This window comes from Chitinophaga fulva, from assembly GCF_012927205.1.
Classification (GTDB): Bacteria; Bacteroidota; Bacteroidia; order Chitinophagales; family Chitinophagaceae; genus Chitinophaga; species Chitinophaga fulva.
The window spans coordinates 850,186-868,499 of the sequence record NZ_JABBGC010000002.1 but is presented as its reverse complement, the minus strand read 5'-3'; the positions used below and the strand labels follow the sequence as shown (position 1 = coordinate 868,499).

Sequence of the window (18,314 nt, the reverse complement as noted above, 5' to 3'; positions counted from 1 at the left end):
TTAGTACTAAGCGTTTGCGGTTTTCTTTTTGCCAAAGCCCTGTCGCTGCATATTGCCCCAGGAATGTTTTTTACCGGTCAGGAAATAATAATATCCTCTTAAGGCAAAAAAGACGATCAGCGGGTGATAAAACAACGGCTCCAGGAAAGCCATCAGGGCCAGTCCTATCACTTCCCGCCAGGTTTTATAATAATGATAGGTCATGTGGTCCCACCAGATGGCCAGGGTGGTGATCATCACGGAATACAGGTATACAAAAGCCAGTAATATCAGGGCGTAATGCCAGTTGATCTGGCCGGTAATGATCAGGTAGATATAAAACAGGATACCGGTGAACTCGATGATGGGCGCTAAAAACTCAAATAAGAGATTGTAGGGGAGCACGATCAGCCCCAGTTGTTTGTACCGCGGATGAAAGAGCACCCTGCGGTGCATGGTGATGATCTCAGCAAGGCCACGGCCCCAGCGGGTACGTTGCCGGCTGAAGACTTTCAGGGTAGGAGGCCCTTCTGTCCAGCATTGTGAGGTGGGTATATAGCGGATGGCGTATTTCAGTTTGTTGTCGATCATGTAGGTGCACATACGGGTGACGATGTCCATGTCTTCTGCGAAGGACTGGCTGTCATACCCACCGGCCTTGATGGCTATTTCTTTGTCAAACAGCCCAAGGCCGCCGGACACATTGGGCACGCAATTGATCAGGCTCCAGCCCATTTTTCCCAGTACATAGGCACGGATATACTCCATTTCCTGGAAGCGGGGCAGCCATTGGCGCGGCGGTCTCACACGGGTGATCACGCCTTCGTCCACATCGCAGGAATTGGCCAGCCGCAGGGTGGCACCGGAGGCAATTACCCGCACGCTGTCTTCTGCAAAATGCACGTAACCACATTCGGGACACGGTTCACCTACGGCTTTAATGCGCTGGTGCTCTTCGTCCATAAAGGGTTTGATCAAACGTAACAGGGTATCTTTCTCCAGGATACTATCTACATCGGTACAAAGAAAATAATCATAAGCGGCGGCGTTGATACCGGCATTGGAGGCATCCGCTTTGCTTTTGCCATTCACTTTGTCGATGACCAGCAGTTTGTCGTAAACATTATTGACAGACTTAAAGATACGTTTGACAGGCTGGGACTTGATCCGCTCGTTGTAGGCGAAATCCACTTCCTGTAGCTCAAATTCGTTGATCAGTTTCTCAAGGGTGTCATCGGTACTGCCATCGTTGATGATGATCACTTCGTATTTGGGATACACCAGCGTGAGCAGCGAGCGCACGTTGGAGATGATGGTCACGCCTTCGTTGTAGGCCGGCGCAATAACAGAGATGCCTGGCGCCAGGGGAGAGTCCAGCATTTTCGTATAGTCCACATAGCTATGCGTACGCTGGAAGCGCCGGATGCCCCGCAATGATAGCAGGGCGAGCAAGGCATACATCAGCAGCATCGCGCAGCCGAATGCAAATACGAAACCTTCATAGAAATTTTTGAACCATTCCACGATATCGACAATTTAAAATCTGATCAATGGGCAGTTGCCTGTTGTTTGAAACCGCGGCGTTGCATATTGCCCCAGCTGCTCTTTTTCCCGGTGAGGAAATGGAAGTATCCCCGTAATGAAAAAAACACGATCAGCGGATGGTAGATGAACATCTCCATCAGCGGGGTGGCGCAGAGGTATATCACTTCCCGCCAACTCTTGTAGTACCGGAAGGTAAGCTGGTCCCACAGGATGGCAAGCGTGGTGATCATCACGGAATACGTATATATAAATAACAGCAGCAACAGCGCTGTGGGCCAGTTGATAAGTCCCAGCACGGCGCCGGTGATGTAAAATATAATGCCGATAGCTTCCACCAGGGGTGCCAGCAACTCAAAAAAGAAGTTATAGGGGAAGATGATCATGCCCATGCGGCCATAGCCTGGGTTCAGGAACATGCTGAAGTGCGCGTGCATCAGCTGGGCAAGCCCCCTGGCCCAGCGGGTCCGCTGCCGTCCGAAAATACGGACGGTCACCGGTGCTTCGGTCCAGCAGAGTGTTCGGGGAACATACCGGATCGCATAGTCGATCTTGTTGTCGCTGGCATAGCGGCACATGCGGGTCATCAGCTCCATGTCTTCCCCGAAGGAGCTGAAATCATACCCGCCACTGCGGATGGCCACCTCCTTGTCAAACAGCCCGAGGCCGCCGGACACGTTGGGGACGCAGTTGATCAGGCTCCAGCCCATTTTGCCCAGCACAAAGGCGCGGATATATTCCACTTCCTGGAAGCGGGGCAACAGCTGCCGTGGTGGCCGCATCCTGGTCATCACGCCCTCATCAAATTCGCAGGAGTTGGCGATGCGCAGGGTGGCGCCCGTGGCGATCACCCGTTTGTGCGGTTCCTGCATGACAGGCTTAATGAGCTCCATCAACGTATGTTCGTGCAGGATACAGTCTACATCGGTACACACAAAATAGTCGTAGGACGCGGCATTGATGCCGGCGTTAACGGCATCTGCCTTGCTTTTACCGTTTACTTTATCTATGACGGTAAGCAACGCATACGCCGGATTGGAGGATTTATAAATTTTACGCACCGGCTGCGTAGGGATCTTGACGTTATAGGCGAAGTCTACGGGCACCAGCTCAAAGGCTTCGATCAGTTGCTCCAGGCTGTTATCCGTGCTACCGTCGTTGATAACGATGATTTCATAACGGGGATAGACCAACGTCATGAGGGAGCGGACATTATATATAATGGTCAATCCCTCATTATAAGCGGGTGCCAGCACGGTAATACCCGGCGCCAGGGGTGATTTAAGCAGTATGTCCACCTGTTGGGATTCTCCCTTTTTGGCGTAGGAGCGGACGGCGATAATGGAAAACAGCGCTAACAGGGCATAGGTTCCCAATAGTACCGCACCATAAATAAAAGTACCGGCCTCAAATATATTCCTGAGCATTTCCCAGAATGTACTGTCCATCAGCGACTAAAATTTGATTAATGGGTTCATGCAATGTTTCAGGATGAGTTTGTTCTCCCTGGTGGCGGTATCCACCAGTTCCTGGATAAGGCTGCTGGCGGCCCATTGGTTGTTGATCAGCGATTTGGCTGCGTGTTTACGGATTTCAAAATCGGAGGAATGCAAGAACTCCTGCCGCAGAAAATCTACCTGTTTACCACTACTGATACGCCCAAACGCTTTCAGTATTTCTGTGCGGCAATGATGGGGCTGGCTGTCGTACATGCTCATCAATTTGTCTTCCACGCTTTCAATCCTCAGTTTGCCGAGGCAGTTGATGGCATTGGCCCGCAGGTAGTGGTCGCGGGTATCCAACAGCTTTACCACGGCGGGAACGGCGCTCAGCTGCTGGTAATGTTCTACCAGTTTCAGACAGAAAGCGATGATGCTTTTATTGGAGGAGTAAGTGATCCATTGGGCGAAGTTGGGAATAGAGATCCGGTCGGTGGTGGAAATAATGCGGAATAGTTCCACCTGGTCCCAGAGCAGTAACGGTTCGGTGGCCACGTCAAAAAATTTGAAGGGCTCGTTTTTGCTCAGTTTGATGTAGGCATGCCGGGCGGTGGCACGTAACTCACGGTTACGGCTATTTGTTAACGGCAGGATGATCACATCGGCAATGGGAATGTCCATATTGGTCAGTTCGCCGAGGGCCTGGATTTTATGGTCCCAGCGGCTGGACTTCAGCTTCTTCAGGGAGTCTTTGTCCAGCCCCAGTTGTATGTAGAGGCTGCGCAGCTGGTCGCCCATGGCGCCCTGTACGTTGTCGCGGTATTGCATCAACCGTTGGATCAATACCTGCCGGGCCCATTTTTTTTCAAAAATGGGTTTGTCAAAAACCCCCACAGGCACAGTGGCCTCTACCGGTTCATCGGTATATAGCTCCTCGTTCATAAGGATATGTTCGGTGAGCAGCTCATCGATCAACGGGTGGAGGGCTGCCAGCTTTTTCTCCCGCCGGTGGCTCCGGTAGCGATTTAGCAGGATGGAGATATAAGCGATGGCTGTCATCGATACCGCAACAGCAGTAAAGATGACCGCGATCTGTATCACGAGCGGGGCGTAACGGAACTGGTCTACGGTAGCCGAAATAAAAGCCGGTATGGTTTTCATGGTCGCAGGAAATGGTCTATAAAATAACGCGTGGCACAGGAAATAATTACTGGTACTGCATCAGCAACCGTTTCACGCGGATAAGCAGTTCGCCGGGAATGACCGGTTTTTTGAGGAAGTCGTCCGCCCCCAGCTTAAAACCTTCCAGGATCATGTCTTCATTGCCCGCATTGGAAACAATAATAACGGCAATGGGTTTGCCTTCTTTTCTGCTTTTCACCCGGCTGAGGATTTCAAAACCGTTGGCATACGGCATCATGATGTCGGTAATGATCAGGTCGTATCCGTAGTTGGTCTCTTCCAGCTTCTGAATGGCCTCTTTACCATTCACTACGTGGTCCAGTTGATAGTTCTCCTTATGAAGTATCCGTTGAAAAATTTTTGGCATTACTTCGTCGTCTTCAATAACTAGTATTTTATGCATATACGATATTAGCGGTTACTCATGGCTGTTATGGTCTCACAGTTGACTCTTTAATAAAGATAGGCATTATATGTAAATGTCTGCTTTTTTATGCCCTATATTTGCGATGGAAGCATATAGTTATGACCACGAAGTTTAAGATATTATTGGTAGATGACCACAAAACCAACCTTTTAGTATTGCAGCGTATGCTCGAGGCAGAGGGACGGACATTTGTACTGGCCACCTCCGGCCATGAAGCCCTGGACATAGCCAGGGAACAGGATGATATCGGATTGGTACTGCTCGATGTGCAGATGCCGGACATGGACGGCTACGAGGTGGCCCGCCAGCTGAAAGCCAATCCACAGACTAAAGACATCTCCGTGATTTTTGTGACGGCCACCAACAAAGACGAGGAAGATATGCTGAAAGGTTTTGAGAAAGGAGCGGTAGATTACCTCCCCAAACCGCTGCATAAACACCTGACCCGTGCCAAGGTGGATGTTTTTGAAAGGTTATATTATTATCAGCGGGAGCTGAAAATGGCGTTGAAGGCTAAAGAGCAGGTCAACGGACAGTTGGAGCGTTTTATGCACGTGGTGGCACACGACCTGAAATCGCCGCTCTCCGGTATTACCAGCCTGCTGCTGATTTTACGCGAGGAGGAAGAGCTGCAGCAATCTGCTGAGTTGTTGTCTTTTGTGGACATGGCCGTGGATGCCTCCCACAAATTGGCAGATATGATCTCCGCTATCCTGGATTATAGCCGCGAACACCAGGACAATCAGCCGGAAGAAATGGTGGAGGTGAAAGTGCTGCTGGACCAACTGGTGCAGCTGCTATTCCCGCCGGTCAACGTGCATATCCACGTCGCAGATGACCTCCCGGCTTTGTATACCAGCCGCCAGAAACTGCAACAAGTGTTTCAGAACCTGATCTGCAATGCTATTAAATATGTAGACAAGCCACAGGTGAAAATCGGTATCGGAGGCGAAGACAGGGGTGACTACTACGAATTTTACGTGAAAGATAACGGGCCGGGCATCGCTGAAAAAGACAACGAGCGCATTTTCCGTCTATTCGAGAAAGTAGACAATGACGGCGATAATGGCAAGGGCACCGGTATCGGACTGAATATCCTGAAGCTGCTGGTGGAAACACAGGGCGGCAAGGTGTGGGTGGAGTCGGTGAAAGAAGAAGGGAGCTGTTTTTATTTCCAATGGAGAAAGTAAAACGAGTAAGTCTGAAAAATAATACCCCGGGTTTTAGCCCGGGGTATTGAGCTTCCAATTCAGGTCAGTACGGCGTAAACACCCGCCGCGGCCGCAATACCTGCTTTTTTACCCATGGGCCTGCCACTATAACGGTGATCAATACACTTAAACCGATAATCATCCAGGCATAATAATCCATCGATGCACGTAAACCGGTTTGTTCCTGCATCAGGTGCTGGGCAGCCCCTTCCGCCAGCTGCCGCGCAGTGGCCATGTCCTTGCCGCCAGCCAGGAAATGCTGCCGGAACTGCTCCAGTACATCTTCCCGCATGGGATTGATACCCGTGAAACTCTCCCTGAATTTATTATAGTGAATGCTCTTCGCATACAACTGGAAATAGTTGGCGAAAGCGATGCTGCCGCAAAAACCGGCATAACGGGCGGCGATGCCAATGAAAGACACGGTGCCCGCCATGGTTGCGGGAACAGCAGCAACCACGTACATCACAATGGGCACAAACAAGGCGCCTGTGCCAAACCCCTGTATCCACATAGGCAGCAAAAACTGATTGGTATTGGCCTGCCGGGAGAACAGAAAATACATGCATACATGGAACAACAACAGGGATAGAAAACCACAGCCCAGTATCCAGCGTGTATCCGTCTGGTTTAGCACCAGCCGGGAGGCTACCAGCATGCCCATAACAACCCCGGCGATATTGGATGTCCAAACAGGGGTAAGGTTGAGTGGGTCTATCAGTAATACCCCTTGTAAATAGGCGTAAACATGCCCGGTGGTACCTTTGAAAGTATAGTAGGCGATGAGCAGCAATAACCCGTTTCTGAAGGCGGCAAACCGGAACAGCCGCAGCTGCAGCAAGGGACGTTTTAAAGAAAATTGCCGCAGGCTGAAAAGCAGGCCACTGGCAAGCCCAATCAGCAACAACCAGCGTAGCTGCGGACTGGAAAACCAATTGAGCTGCTGGCCATACACCAGTATGTAACCTGCGATACATAACAATATGGTATATAAAATATAGCTGGCCCAATCCAGCTGGTACAATGGGAATTTCTTCCTGAAACGCACATTGTTGGTGATGGCCAGCATTAATATCAGGCCGGGTATTTCTGCCAGAATGACGAAGTAAAACAGGTGGTTGAACTCAAAGTAATGTAATATCCAGCTGCAAAAGAAGGCGCAGGCAGGGATAGATACCTGCAAGGTGCCGTAAAACACCGAATAGCCGATAACCCGCATTCTGTCTGAGCGTAACTGGGAAAAGATCATATGCAGGCAGATGCTGCAGAACAAAGCACACACTGCTCCCTGTACAAAGCGGCAGATCATGAATACAGACAGGTTGCGGGTGCCGGCGCAGACAAAGCAGGTTAGCGTGTTGAGCGCTACTGCAATAAGAAAATAAGGCCGGGGCTTCACATACTTTACCAACCGGTCGTCTATCGGCAGGAACGTGACAAGTGCGGCATACATCAATACCACGGAATACTGCATGTCTGCCGGCTCCATGCCGTAATAACCCGTGGTTTCAGCACCGTTGCTGAAATACAGGGCGAAGACGCCCAACGCGGGCAACAGCATTAGGAGGATGGTTGTACGGATCAGCCATTCCGGTACCCATGGTTTAAAAAGTGGTAAGTTGATTGATGACATAAACGGTTATTTACTGACAGATACATTGGCATTCATACCGGCCACGAGACGGGCCAGCACGGTCGGGCTCTCTACCAGCCGGATACGTACGGGTATCCGCTGGATGATCTTCACAAAATTGCCGGTCGCATTGTCCGGCGGCAACAACGAATAACGGGACCCGGTAGCAGGAGAGAAGGAGGTGATCTCTCCGCGGAAAGTCTCTCCGGGAAAGGCGTCTACGGTAACAGTCACCGGTTGGCCTGCCCGGAATTGTTGTACCTGTGTTTCTTTAAAGTTGGCCACCACCCACTTGGGGGTTTCATCATTGGAGATGAAAGTGAGCGGTTGTCCTGCCTGAATAAGCTGTCCTTCCTGTATGTTCTTACGGCCTACGCGTCCGTTGTAGGGAGCGCGGATAACGGTATAGCCTACACTGAGTTGGTGCTGCTCTGCCACCGCCTGCCGGCGTTTGATTTCTGCGGTCACGGCGGCCGACTGATGGGAGGCTTCTGTAATACGGGCCTCTGCGGACGCATGGTCACGCAGCGCTGCCTGGTATTCGGAAGCGGCGATGTCCAGCGCGGTTTTCACATTATCGAATCGTTGCTGCGTGGTGGATTCTTCGGCCAGCAGATTGGCGAACCGCTTGTATTCCTGCTGCTGATGCTGCATGCGGGCTTTGGCGGCATCGATGCGGGCGGCGGAAACGGCTGCTTCGTTTTTTAAGGTGCTGATCCTGCTTTCCAGCAGCGTGGTCTGCGCCCGTGCGTTTTCCAGCGCGGCTTCTGCTTCGGAAGCCTGGGCCATATAGTCCCGGTTGTCGATCACCACCAGCGTATCACCGGCTTTCACAGTCTGGTTTTCTTCGAAACGTATCTCATGAATATAGCCTGATACACGAGCGCTCACGGGATTGATATAGGCTTCTACCTGTGCGTCATTGGTTTCTTCATAGCGCATCAGGCGAAGGCAGTACCAAACGCCCCAGCAGCAAAGGCCGCCGGCTAAAAGCAGTGCGAATGCCCGCGTGGCATAGAGAATAAACTGGTCGGTAGCGGTCAGTTGTTTGTTCATATTTTTCCTGTTAATCTGAGTAATTGATAATGTTGTACCTGCACTTTTACCATAGCGGTAGTTAGATTGAATTTGGATTGCAGCAGCTGCGTCTCGGCGTCAAGCAGGTCGCTCAGCAGCGATTGCTGATTAAAGTAGGAGCTGCGCAGGATGCGGAGGCTCTCTGTGGCTTGCAGCATGTTGTTACGCGCCACGGTAGTCTGTTGCAGGGCTTCCTGGTAATGCAGGAAAGCGGCATGTATCTCCTGTCGCAGGTTGTCCTGCACGCTGGCGGCGATGGTCAGCTGCTGTTGCCACGCCATGCGCGCCTCGCGTGTTTTATGCCTGTTTTGATAAAAGGAAGAAACAGGAACACTGACGCTGAAGCCTGCCTGACCGCCGGACCACGGCACACGTGAATAGGGGTAGTAAGCAGTCTGCGGATAGGTGTAGCGGTAATCGGCAAAGAAGCCAAGTTTAGGCAGCGGGTTGGCTTTTACCTGGTCCAGCCGTAAGGCACCGAGACTGGTGTTTTTCAGTGCCAGCTTATATTCGATGGCTTCGTGGCTGCTGGTGTCGGGTGCGGGGCCTGCCACCTCAGGCAGTTCCACGATAGGGTAGATGGCCCCGGTGTCCGGCCGCCCCATCAGGTAATGCAGCCGCTGTGTATGGATGGCAATGTTGTTATTGATTTCCGTCAATGATAACCGCTGGTTGGATATCTTCACCTCTTCCCGCAACACATCGCTTTTTAATACCAACCCGTTTTTATACAGCTGCTTTATCTCCGAGAGCTGCAACTCACTGGAACGGATATCCTGTTCCAGCAATGTCCTGAACTGCTGATAGCGGTAAAGGTCCAGAAAATATACGGCTGCCTGATAGCGGATGTCTGCTACCGAACCTTGCAGCTTCGTGGCGGAAATAGACTGTTCTGCTTTGGCCATGGCTATTTCCCGTGTCGTCTTTCCGCCATTGTACAGGTTGAAGTACAGATTGCCGCCGGCGGTATAATGCTCATGTGAAACGGGGAACTGCGTAGGGGCGTGCAGGATACCATCCGTGTAAAGTGGCATGTTGCTCAGTCTGGAATACGAGCCGTCTACATTAACGGAAGGCAGTCTCGTATCGCGGGCCGCCAGTACCTTCTCAGCGCTGCCGGCCAGTTCCTGCTGTTGCAGGCTGATCTGCCGGTTGCCGGCTTCAGCCTGTTCCCATACCGTTGCCAGCGTAATGGCGCCGGCAGGTGGTTGCTGGCCGCAGACGGGCCATGGGAAAACCGTTGCCAGTAGCAGGGATAAACGTAAAAAATAGTATTTCATCATCTACAAAAAAATGGTTGATGCAAAATTCCTGACTCAGGGTAAGTCTTATTTGATATAATAGGCCAAATATTTACTAATTTTGGCCAAGTATGGACGTGTTCAAAAAATTCAGAAATGAAATTGACAGCCATCCGGATTCTATCTATGTATTAAATGAACCGCTGGAGAACCGCTTCCCGATGCACTGTCATGATAAAAGCCAGATTCTGCTGGTGGAAGGTGGCATTGCCTACCTGAATACACACGACAAACAGTACTATATTCCCGCACAGCATTATGTCTGGATTCCACCGCACGTAGACCATAACATCAAGTTCAACAGCTCTTCCCTGGTGATCCATAATATTTATTTTATGGATGAAGATGATACCCGTCATCCTTTTTATGGCCAGTTGAGTATCTACCCGGTAACAGGCGTGGTGAATGAAATCCTGCAACTGTCGGCGTCCTGGAAAGGAGACATCCTGCCGGGCAACTGGCAGCATGAGTTGTTAACAACGTTGAAGCATATACTGCCGCATACGAGCGGTCAGCCCTTTTCCATCCTGTTGCCTACTACAGATGACAGCCGTATACAGGATATTCTGCGATACCTGCAGGATAATGTCAGTGAACCGCTGATGCTGCCGGAAGTAGCGGCCCGCTTCGGGTACAGTGTACGAAACCTGACACGGCTCTTTAAACAAACACTGAATACTTCTTTCCTGCAATATGTAAAAATGCTGAAGATGATAAGGGCCATGGAGCTGTTATTACAAACAGAGATGAATGTGAGTGAAGTGGCCTATGAAGTGGGTTATTCCGGGATAACGGCCTTCAGTAATACTTTCCAGCAAATGATCAATATGCGGCCCAGTGATTTCAGGCTGCTGAAATAAAACAAAGCCCAATGGAGTTACAGGATGCAATACAACTGATCAAAGCGGATTATACCGCCGGTGCCTGGGCCGATCTGGGCTGTGGCAGCGGGTTGTTTACCTATGCGCTGGCCAATCTGTTGCCCGCCGGCAGCACTATTTATGCGATTGACCAGGAGCCGGTACGGCTTACGACCAGGCCTAATCCGGCGGCGCAAAAAATTGTCCCGCTCCAACTGGATTTTGTACGGGAACCGCTGCCGGTAGAAGGGTTGCAAGGCATCCTGATGGCCAATTCCCTGCACTATGTGAAAGATAAACGCGCATTGGTGCGTCGGTTGGCCAAACAGCTGGCTGCCGGTGCGCAATGGGTGATCGTGGAATATGATACAGATGCTGCCAATACATGGGTGCCTTATCCCATCCGGCGGAATGCGCTACAGCAGCTGCTGGCGGATGAAGGATTTCCGCACGTTGCTTTTCTCGGTGAACGGCCATCTGTATATCGTTCAGGTAGCATGTATGCAGTGAAGGCGGAGGTGTAAACATCGGTACTGGTTTACCATGGTTAAATATTACCAGCTGCCTGCGATTGTTGAACCCAATGGGTACCGGTATTTTTGTAGTAGTTTGATAACACCTTGAAAAAAGTGGAGCATTCCAATAAAGATGGTTTGTTGGCGCAAATCACACAGTATGGTAAAAAGAAAAGCATAGCTGCTAGCGCTATGCTTTCTTTTGTTGTAACAAGTCATCGGTTAACCCTTATCTATCCATGCTGATTCGTCGTTTGTTTGTGCTTCGGTTTTTCCAGGTGTGGTATATGATTATTTCGCACCAGCTCTTTCCAGAATACCGGCAATTTCTTTAAATCCACGTTGCCGCGCATGTGCCAGCGGCGTAACCCCGTCTTTGTCTGCCAGGTTCACTTTGCAGCCGGCATCGATCAGCATTTGTACGATCTGTACATGTGCCGGGCCACCGTCACTGAGAATAATGGCTTCCAGCAGGCCGGTCCAGCCGAGGCGGTTCACATGGTCAATAGGAAACGCCTTATCCTGTAACAGGGTGCGTACCACGTCCACATGTCCGCGTTCGCATGCTGGTATGAGCGCCGTGCCGCCATAGCGGTTGTATACTTTGTAATCAGCGCCAGCCTTCAGGCATAATTGTAGAATGTCGAGGTAACCTTCCGCGCCAGCATAAAGGAACGGGCTGTTAAGGATGTCGTCCTGTGCGTTCACATCTGCGCCGGCTGCAATCAACAGGGCCGCTGTCGCTGTGTGGTGGCTATAGGTAGCCAGCATCAGGGCGGTACGCTGTTTGTTGTCCCGCGCTTCGATATCCGTTTTGCCCGCCAGCAGCTGCCTGATGACGGCGGTGTCATTGGTCGCCGCAGCTTTCAGTAAAAGGCTGCTGTTGCTGCCGGAAGGAGTGGGCGTATGTTTGTCCTGTGCGCATCCAGTCATGGCAATCGTCATTGAAAATATCAGTAATAAAATAAAGTGACAGCTTCGCATGCAGGGATTGTTTATGCTGAGTCAAAATTAAGCCGGACTTCCTTCGTGAAATGGTAATAATTATCACTATCATGGTACTTTTCGTTACTAACCGGCAAAGGCTGTTTTGTGATTTGCTTAAACTTGCCTAACATTGCAACAGCCAACACTACCCAATAAATCCTGTCAATAATGAAGCGATTGAAATATATATCGGGCATTGCCCTCATAGCTGCTTTGCTGCCGTCTCTGACGAAAGCGCAGACAAAAGACGAACCGCTGAAGATCAGTCACCTGGCTGGTAACTGTTACGTATATACGACGAAAGGCACACTCGACGATGGCTCCCGTTTCCCATCCAACAGTATGTACGTTATTACCCGCGAAGGGGCCGTGATGATAGACATTCCCTGGGATACCACCCAGCTTGGTCCGCTGCTGAATGCTATCCGGCAACGGCATGGTAAAAAGGTAATTGCCTGTATCGCTACGCACTTCCACGACGACCGTACAGCGGGATTAAACGCACTGGCAGCGAAGGGAATCAAAACTTATTCCACCGCGCAGACATTGGCGCTGTGTAAAAAAGAGCATAATGATCAGGCGCAGTATATCATTCCGGAAGATACCACGTTCCGCTTCGGCGACCGCCGCGTGGAAGTGTTTTTCCCCGGCGCAGGACATAGCCCGGATAACATCGTGATATGGGTGCCGGAAGACAAAGTGTTGTACGGTGGTTGTTTCGTTAAGAGCACGGATTCCCGCGACCTGGGCAATCTGTCGGACGCCAAACCATATGAATGGAAAAATGCCATGCTGCGACTGAAAGCCCGCTACCCGCACCCGGCGGTCACGGTACCAGGCCATGGCGCGCTGGATAACCGCCGCAGCGCCTGTGATTATACGATAGACCTGATTAAGGCCTACGAAGAAAAGCACCCACAGTGAGGACTGGAAACTATACATTGCAGGAGTACATCCGGGAGCTGAACCCGGACAATGACTTCCTGCCGGCCACCACAGGCGTTCGTCAGTTGGCCGTGTTCAAACGGGAGGACCATGAAACGCGGTGTATTCAGCAAACAGCGGTACACCGTCGTGGGTTTTATAAAGTATCGCTGATTACCGGCGGTGGCGGCACATTTACCATTGATGGTCATACGTTTCCCATACAGCCGCCCATGATCGTTGTGTCGAGGCCGGATGCCGTGATGCAGTGGGATTTGGCGGACGGTCAGCAAACAGGTTTCTATGCACTGTTTGCGGCCGACTTCTATGACGTAGGCCTGTTGCCGTTATATCGCCTCGAAAAGATATTGCCGGCTGCCAACTTCTTCTATCAAACGATCGACGCGGCAGATAGCATACTGCCAGCCTTTCAACAGCTGTACCAGCACCGGGAACAGCCGGAACTGGCACGGCATTGCCTGCGCCTGCTCATGGCCGGTATGTTGGAATTATGCCCGCAGGAAACAGCCGTAAATGTCTCCCGAAGGGAAAATATAGTCCGCGATTTTCAATGGCTCATCAAACAAAAACTGGAAGAAGGAGCGCAGACAGATCAGTTTGACTTATTATCAGTGAAAGCATACGCTGCGTGGCTGCATATCGATGAAAACTATCTGAGCATCCTGTGCCGGGAAGTGACAGGTAAAAATGCTACGGCCATTATCCGCGAGAAAGTGGCCGCTGAAGCGGCTTTCCTGTTGTTGGGCTCCGATGCGGCCATCGGTGAAATTGCCCATCGCCTCTGCTTTTACGATGTGGCCCACTTTTCCAACTGGTTCCGGAAAGCCATGCAGCTGTGGGCGCAAGGTGGCATTTGTACGGATCATTGTATTATTTGTACCGGAACTTTGCGCGATAGGCGGAGGGCCCCGTTTTCAACGGCTTGCCCGATTTCCGGCAACTGACGTTGAAAAACAGTATCCGCTATGATTGCGGCATTGTACTGATGCATTATGATCCCCGCTGAAGCACAACGTATAGTGGTAATGGTTATAGGGTTTTCCTGATAGTTAAAAAAATTGAAAATGCAGGTTATTATGTTTAATATTACGGTGTGTCAACCGTAGCATATAAACCTATATCGAATACCTGCAATCTGTCAACTTAAACCCGCTATATACTGTTACTAATGAAAAAACTATCCCTGGTACTTATCATGAGCGCCCTGGCGTTTGCGGCAAAGGCGCAAGACAAAGAAGCTCCCCGTTTCCGGATTGCGGCACACGGCGGCTACAGCTACCGCATAGGCAAGGTCCCGACTTCTTTTTCCGGCGAAGCCCGCGACTACATGAAGAAACTGAAATCCGGTTTTAATGTGGGCGCAGATGTGCAGTACTACTTTAATGATGAATGGGGCGTGGGGGTCAAATACCTGCGGTTCCAGGCGTCCGGAAGCGGCGTAATACCTGCTGAAACCCCGAATGGCCGCATGCGCACCAATGTACTGGACAATATCGCCATCAGTTTTTACGGTGCTGCTTTCTGTGGCCGCGTATATACGAAAAAGGACTACAGCCAGGCTTTTCTGATCAGCGCTTTATTAGGCTACATGCGCTACCGTGATAATGGCGGCGTATATACGTATCCGGTGATGATAAAAGGTGGTGCTTTGGGTACGGGGCTGGATGTGGGTTATGATATCCGGATTGCCCGTAAATTATACGCAGGCGCCCAGCTTTCTTATCTGGCCGGAACATTAGGCCGCGTAACGATTGAGCAGCCTAACATGACGGAGACAAGAGAGCTGAAAGATGATCAAAAGGAAGACCTGTCGCATCTCAGCTTGTCTGTGGGGCTGCGGTTCCATCTCTGATCAGTCTTTCCAGTTGTATTGGGTTAACTGGTTGGTGAGCCGCTGGCTGACAACTTCCAGTTCACTGAATCCATCTGAATGATGTTCTGTAATCAGCATACATCCTTCCGGTAGAATCCCGCTGGGACCGAATTCCAGCTCACTGACCTTCACGGACTGCGTAATGCCGTTGGGATCAGCTTCCTGCCGGAAGGGTTCTCCTGTATGCCCGTAAAAATGATAATGGACAGGCACATGGTCCAGCACATCGCGGATGGCTTTCATGCCGTAACCCCGCTGGCTGCTGTCGTCTTTGTCATGGGTAATGAGGATATCCAGGTGACCGCTGCTTTTGAGCAGCCTTTTGACTTCCCGCTGTTCATATTCCTGGATGAAACGTTTGTCAGTCCTGCCTTTGGCATCGCCGATACGGCCGATGCCCGCCAGGTGTATCACTTCCTGTCCTTTGCGCAGTTCCTGTTTTACACCGGAACGGCAAACAAATACGCGGTGATATACATCTATCGGAAAGCGGGGCTCAGCATTGGCCTGTTCCAGCTTGTCCAGGAAGTCATGATCTTCATGGTTGCCGCGTACACAGACCATATCTATATCAAGGCGGTCCAGCAGTTGCCGGATGTCTTTTTTCTCCTCCATGAAATCATCATGAAATCCCAGCTCATCGCGGTTCTGCCGCGCATGTTTCAATGTGGCCTTGTCCAGGTTGTGAATATCCGGATAGGCGCCCATGTCGCCGCATTGGAGGATAAAATCAATCTTTCTGCCGGTTTGCTGCTGGTAAAGGTCTACCAGTTTAAAGGGTAACAACAGTTTGCCGTGAACATCGGCGAATATGGCTAGTCTCATCGTGAAAACAAACAAATAAGCTGCGAAGCTACGAAAAATACGGTTTAGCTTGCAGAGAGGGTGCTGCCGTAACAAAGGAGACCGGCTTTGCGGGCCGCGCTGCGGGAGGCATGATTACGCCAGGAGGTGCCATAGGGCGCACTGCAAGTTATCCTAATTAATAATTATCTTCCGGGAAATTACCTCTCCCGATGAACAAAGTAATGTACCTGTCAGCATGCGTCTTGCTAACCGTCACTGCTATAACGGCTCAAAACAGGCCCCAGGACAAAATACCCATCAGGCAGGCCGTTCAGCAAATCAACCGTGACAGCGCCCTGAAGCAAGTTACGCTGACCAACGAGGAATGGATGGAACAGATGACTGATGGTGGTGGCAGCCTGACAGGCTATTATAAAAATAAGCAGCTGGTGAAAGCTGTCCGCTGGATAGGATATTCCAGCGGTGTGGAAGTGGTGGAGTTCTATTTCAAAAACAACGAGCTGATATTTGTATATGAGCAGTATGATATTTTCTATTATGACGAAAAAAAGGGAGTCCTTCGAACGGACTCCCTGGAACGGAATTTTGAGGGAAGGTATTACTTTTCAGGTAAAAAAATGATAGATCAAACGACGTTGGGGCATAACCGTTTTGAGGATGATACGCTGGACCCTGAAAAGGTATGGCCGAAAGAAGCAGCCACCTGCAGGCGTTTGCTGGCCCGCAAGGTGGCGCGGTAATTTATAATAGAATATCGATGTCTGCGGAGGTGAAGTACCGGGGTACTTCATGTCCTGAATAAACGGCGCCATATCGCAGTTTCAGCGGCAGGATATATTGAAGTGGTATGCGTGCCCAGCTTTTCATGTTTTCTACATTGACGTTTAACAGTGATGATAACTGTATACCAATGGATGGCACAAAAATAAAAGTAGTACGGCTGCGGGTGAACTGGGCACCGGTTTCTGCATAAGTGTACAGCCCGATGAACCGTTTGTTGCTCACCCAATAGTCGAAGTTGCCCCTGATGCCTACCCTGACCTGCTGTGCGGCCGTGGTGGGTTTCTCTGCGCCATTGTCTTTCAGGTTGGCGAAACTGCCGGATACCGTATAGCCGAGCCAGTAGTCCATTAGTCCTTTTTTGCCGCCATCGCTGTTGTAGTTAAAGTGTTTGACGAAGTTGCCTGCATTGATCCGTATCTCTGGCCCCAGCAGGTAATGGTCGGTGGCGGCAGAGCCGCTGATAAGGCCTATTACCAGGGAATTGCCAACACGGCTGCGCACAAAGTCGCGGTAGCGCAAGGGTGCGTTCGCCTGCCGCATAGCGCTGGTAATGGTACCGCGGTTGTCAAACAGGGCATCCATATCGGAACGATAAGGAATAGGCACCCACGCCAGGCTGGGGATATGAACGATCAGGTAAAGCGGCTGATCGGCGTGGTTATCGGGGATTTTATCCAGAAAAGCGGTGAAGGTTTTGCCTTCGGCTCCCCGTTGGAAAGCATCACTGAGGTCCTGTAGTGACAAAGATACGGCCTGGATGATCCGTTCTGCTTCCGGCGTAAACGTTTTATAATGTATTGCCTTCAGCGTGGAGTCTTTCTGCCAGCTGTGATGCGGATTGTTGAACTGGCCATCGCCATAGGCGTGCCATATCTCTCCTTTACGGTTAACGACGGTGCAGCCGTTGGCGGAGTAGAAATCGTGCAACGATTTGTTGTTGGTGATAGATTCAAAGATGGTGCGGTTTACAACGAGGTGCCCTGCGGAGAACGCGTCTTCCAGGAAGTGATCTGCGAAAGCGTTAAAGAGCATGGCATAAAAGAACAGTTGCCTGGAGGCATCTTCATTTTTCCCGGACAGCTGTCCGCTTTGTTCTGCCAGATCGATGGCCAGCACATGCAGTGTTACGTACATGTTGATGGCATTGGTGCGTCCCAGCTTTTTAAAGATACTGTCTACTAACGCCGGTTTTTCACAAAGGCGGACAGACGCTTTGCTGAAGTGCCGCAACTGTTCACGGAACCCTTTGCGGTATTCATAAAAATGGGACAGGTTCACCGCTGCTTTCAGGGCATAGCTGAAGTCGATCTTTGATAGCTTGCTGTCAGGGGCGGCAGTGTAGCCCATCTCAATGTAGTGGTCATGCAGCTTGATGATCCTTTCCATGACAGAATGCTGGTAATGTAATTGCTCTTCCAGCAAAAGAGGATTGCGCTCATGATCGCCGCTGAGGCCGTTCAAAACGCCATAAGAGATACGGCTCTGGTCCGGGCCGGAAAAGGTACCGAAATAATAACGGCCCTGATCATCTGACCGGATGTCCAGGTAACGCAACAGCTGTGCTTTGTTGTTCTCCGGTAATGATTGCAGAAACCGCAGAAACGCTGCGTCACCAATCAGTTTGTGTTCTCCGTAGTTGTAGGCAAATAAGCGCCCCGAAAAAATGATTAATGTAATGGCAATAATGAGTCGTCCCTTCATATTTTGGGTTGTAGTTCACAGATAGATATTTGCTGAGACAGTTAGAGGGACA

17 protein-coding genes are annotated in these 18,314 nt (G+C 50.6%); 7 read left to right on the top strand and 10 right to left on the bottom strand.

From position 1 onward, the window contains the following. Nucleotides 1–6: 6 nt before the first annotated feature. The 4 genes from HHL17_RS20090 to HHL17_RS20075 are packed head-to-tail and all read right to left on the bottom strand — an operon-like array spanning nt 7 to nt 4,545. Nucleotides 7–1,503 (bottom strand): glycosyltransferase family 2 protein, encoded by a 1,497-nt coding sequence (locus tag HHL17_RS20090; protein ID WP_169226581.1) that lies wholly within the window; start codon nt 1,501–1,503, stop codon nt 7–9. A gap of 23 nt (nt 1,504–1,526) precedes the next feature. Further along, a complete protein-coding gene (locus HHL17_RS20085; RefSeq protein WP_169226580.1) occupies nt 1,527–2,969 on the bottom strand; it encodes a glycosyltransferase family 2 protein in 1,443 nt (480 codons plus the stop codon). A gap of 6 nt (nt 2,970–2,975) precedes the next feature. Further along, the gene (locus HHL17_RS20080; protein WP_169226579.1) at nt 2,976–4,121 is read right to left on the bottom strand and encodes a HEAT repeat domain-containing protein; all 1,146 of its coding nucleotides are present in this window, start codon (nt 4,119–4,121) and stop codon (nt 2,976–2,978) included. 46 nt (nt 4,122–4,167) lie between these two features. Then, the gene (locus tag HHL17_RS20075) at nt 4,168–4,545 is read right to left on the bottom strand and encodes a response regulator (protein WP_169226578.1); all 378 of its coding nucleotides are present in this window, start codon (nt 4,543–4,545) and stop codon (nt 4,168–4,170) included. 122 nt (nt 4,546–4,667) lie between these two features. Here HHL17_RS20075 and HHL17_RS20070 point away from each other — a divergent pair, with 122 nt between their 5' ends. Then, nucleotides 4,668–5,759, top strand: a complete 1,092-nt coding sequence (locus HHL17_RS20070; protein WP_169226577.1) for a sensor histidine kinase — start codon at nt 4,668–4,670, stop codon at nt 5,757–5,759. Nucleotides 5,760–5,823: 64 nt separating this feature from the next. Here the strand turns inward: HHL17_RS20070 and HHL17_RS20065 are convergent, their stop codons facing one another. Genes HHL17_RS20065 through HHL17_RS20055 form a run of 3 tightly spaced genes read right to left on the bottom strand, consistent with a single transcriptional unit; the run spans nt 5,824 to nt 9,773 of the window. Beyond that, entirely contained in the window at nt 5,824–7,413 is a 1,590-nt protein-coding gene (locus HHL17_RS20065; protein ID WP_169226576.1) for an MFS transporter, read from the bottom strand. Nucleotides 7,414–7,419: 6 nt separating this feature from the next. Continuing rightward, nucleotides 7,420–8,469: an HlyD family secretion protein gene (locus HHL17_RS20060; protein WP_169226575.1), complete on the bottom strand. Its 1,050-nt coding sequence runs from the start codon at nt 8,467–8,469 to the stop codon at nt 7,420–7,422. Then, nucleotides 8,466–9,773 (bottom strand): TolC family protein, encoded by a 1,308-nt coding sequence (locus HHL17_RS20055; protein ID WP_169226574.1) that lies wholly within the window; start codon nt 9,771–9,773, stop codon nt 8,466–8,468. The genes HHL17_RS20060 and HHL17_RS20055 overlap by 4 nt, the downstream gene beginning before the upstream one ends. 89 nt (nt 9,774–9,862) lie before the next feature. Here HHL17_RS20055 and HHL17_RS20050 point away from each other — a divergent pair, with 89 nt between their 5' ends. Continuing rightward, a complete protein-coding gene (locus HHL17_RS20050; protein WP_169226573.1) occupies nt 9,863–10,651 on the top strand; it encodes an AraC family transcriptional regulator in 789 nt (262 codons plus the stop codon). A gap of 11 nt (nt 10,652–10,662) precedes the next feature. After that, a complete protein-coding gene (locus HHL17_RS20045; protein WP_169226572.1) occupies nt 10,663–11,175 on the top strand; it encodes a class I SAM-dependent methyltransferase in 513 nt (170 codons plus the stop codon). 282 nt (nt 11,176–11,457) lie between these two features. On the opposite strand, the gene HHL17_RS20040 is transcribed toward HHL17_RS20045, so the two are convergent. Further along, nucleotides 11,458–12,150, bottom strand: coding sequence for an ankyrin repeat domain-containing protein (locus HHL17_RS20040; RefSeq protein WP_206156103.1), 693 nt, complete (start codon nt 12,148–12,150; stop codon nt 11,458–11,460). A 171-nt stretch (nt 12,151–12,321) separates the two neighbouring features. Between HHL17_RS20040 and bla the strand changes: the two genes are divergently transcribed. From bla to HHL17_RS20025, 3 genes are all read left to right on the top strand, one after another. Beyond that, entirely contained in the window at nt 12,322–13,077 is a 756-nt protein-coding gene (gene bla / locus HHL17_RS20035) for a subclass B1 metallo-beta-lactamase (protein WP_169226571.1), read from the top strand. Continuing rightward, complete coding sequence (locus HHL17_RS33850; RefSeq protein WP_169226570.1) at nt 13,074–14,042, top strand: helix-turn-helix domain-containing protein; 969 nt, start codon at nt 13,074–13,076, stop codon at nt 14,040–14,042. Before bla ends, HHL17_RS33850 begins: the two co-directional genes overlap by 4 nt. Before the next feature lie 224 nt (nt 14,043–14,266). Continuing rightward, complete coding sequence (locus tag HHL17_RS20025; protein WP_169226569.1) at nt 14,267–14,950, top strand: outer membrane beta-barrel protein; 684 nt, start codon at nt 14,267–14,269, stop codon at nt 14,948–14,950. Here the strand turns inward: HHL17_RS20025 and HHL17_RS20020 are convergent, their stop codons facing one another. Further along, entirely contained in the window at nt 14,951–15,796 is an 846-nt protein-coding gene (locus HHL17_RS20020) for a metallophosphoesterase family protein (RefSeq protein ID WP_169226568.1), read from the bottom strand. It lies immediately after the preceding gene. A gap of 191 nt (nt 15,797–15,987) precedes the next feature. Between HHL17_RS20020 and HHL17_RS20015 the strand changes: the two genes are divergently transcribed. Beyond that, nucleotides 15,988–16,518 carry a hypothetical protein gene (locus tag HHL17_RS20015; protein WP_169226567.1) on the top strand — a complete coding sequence of 177 codons (531 nt, stop codon included), beginning with the start codon at nt 15,988–15,990 and terminating at the stop codon, nt 16,516–16,518. Nucleotide 16,519: 1 nt separating this feature from the next. Here HHL17_RS20015 and HHL17_RS20010 read toward each other — a convergent pair whose 3' ends face one another. Beyond that, nucleotides 16,520–18,262 carry a hypothetical protein gene (locus tag HHL17_RS20010; RefSeq protein WP_169226566.1) on the bottom strand — a complete coding sequence of 581 codons (1,743 nt, stop codon included), beginning with the start codon at nt 18,260–18,262 and terminating at the stop codon, nt 16,520–16,522. Nucleotides 18,263–18,314 lie beyond the last annotated feature (52 nt).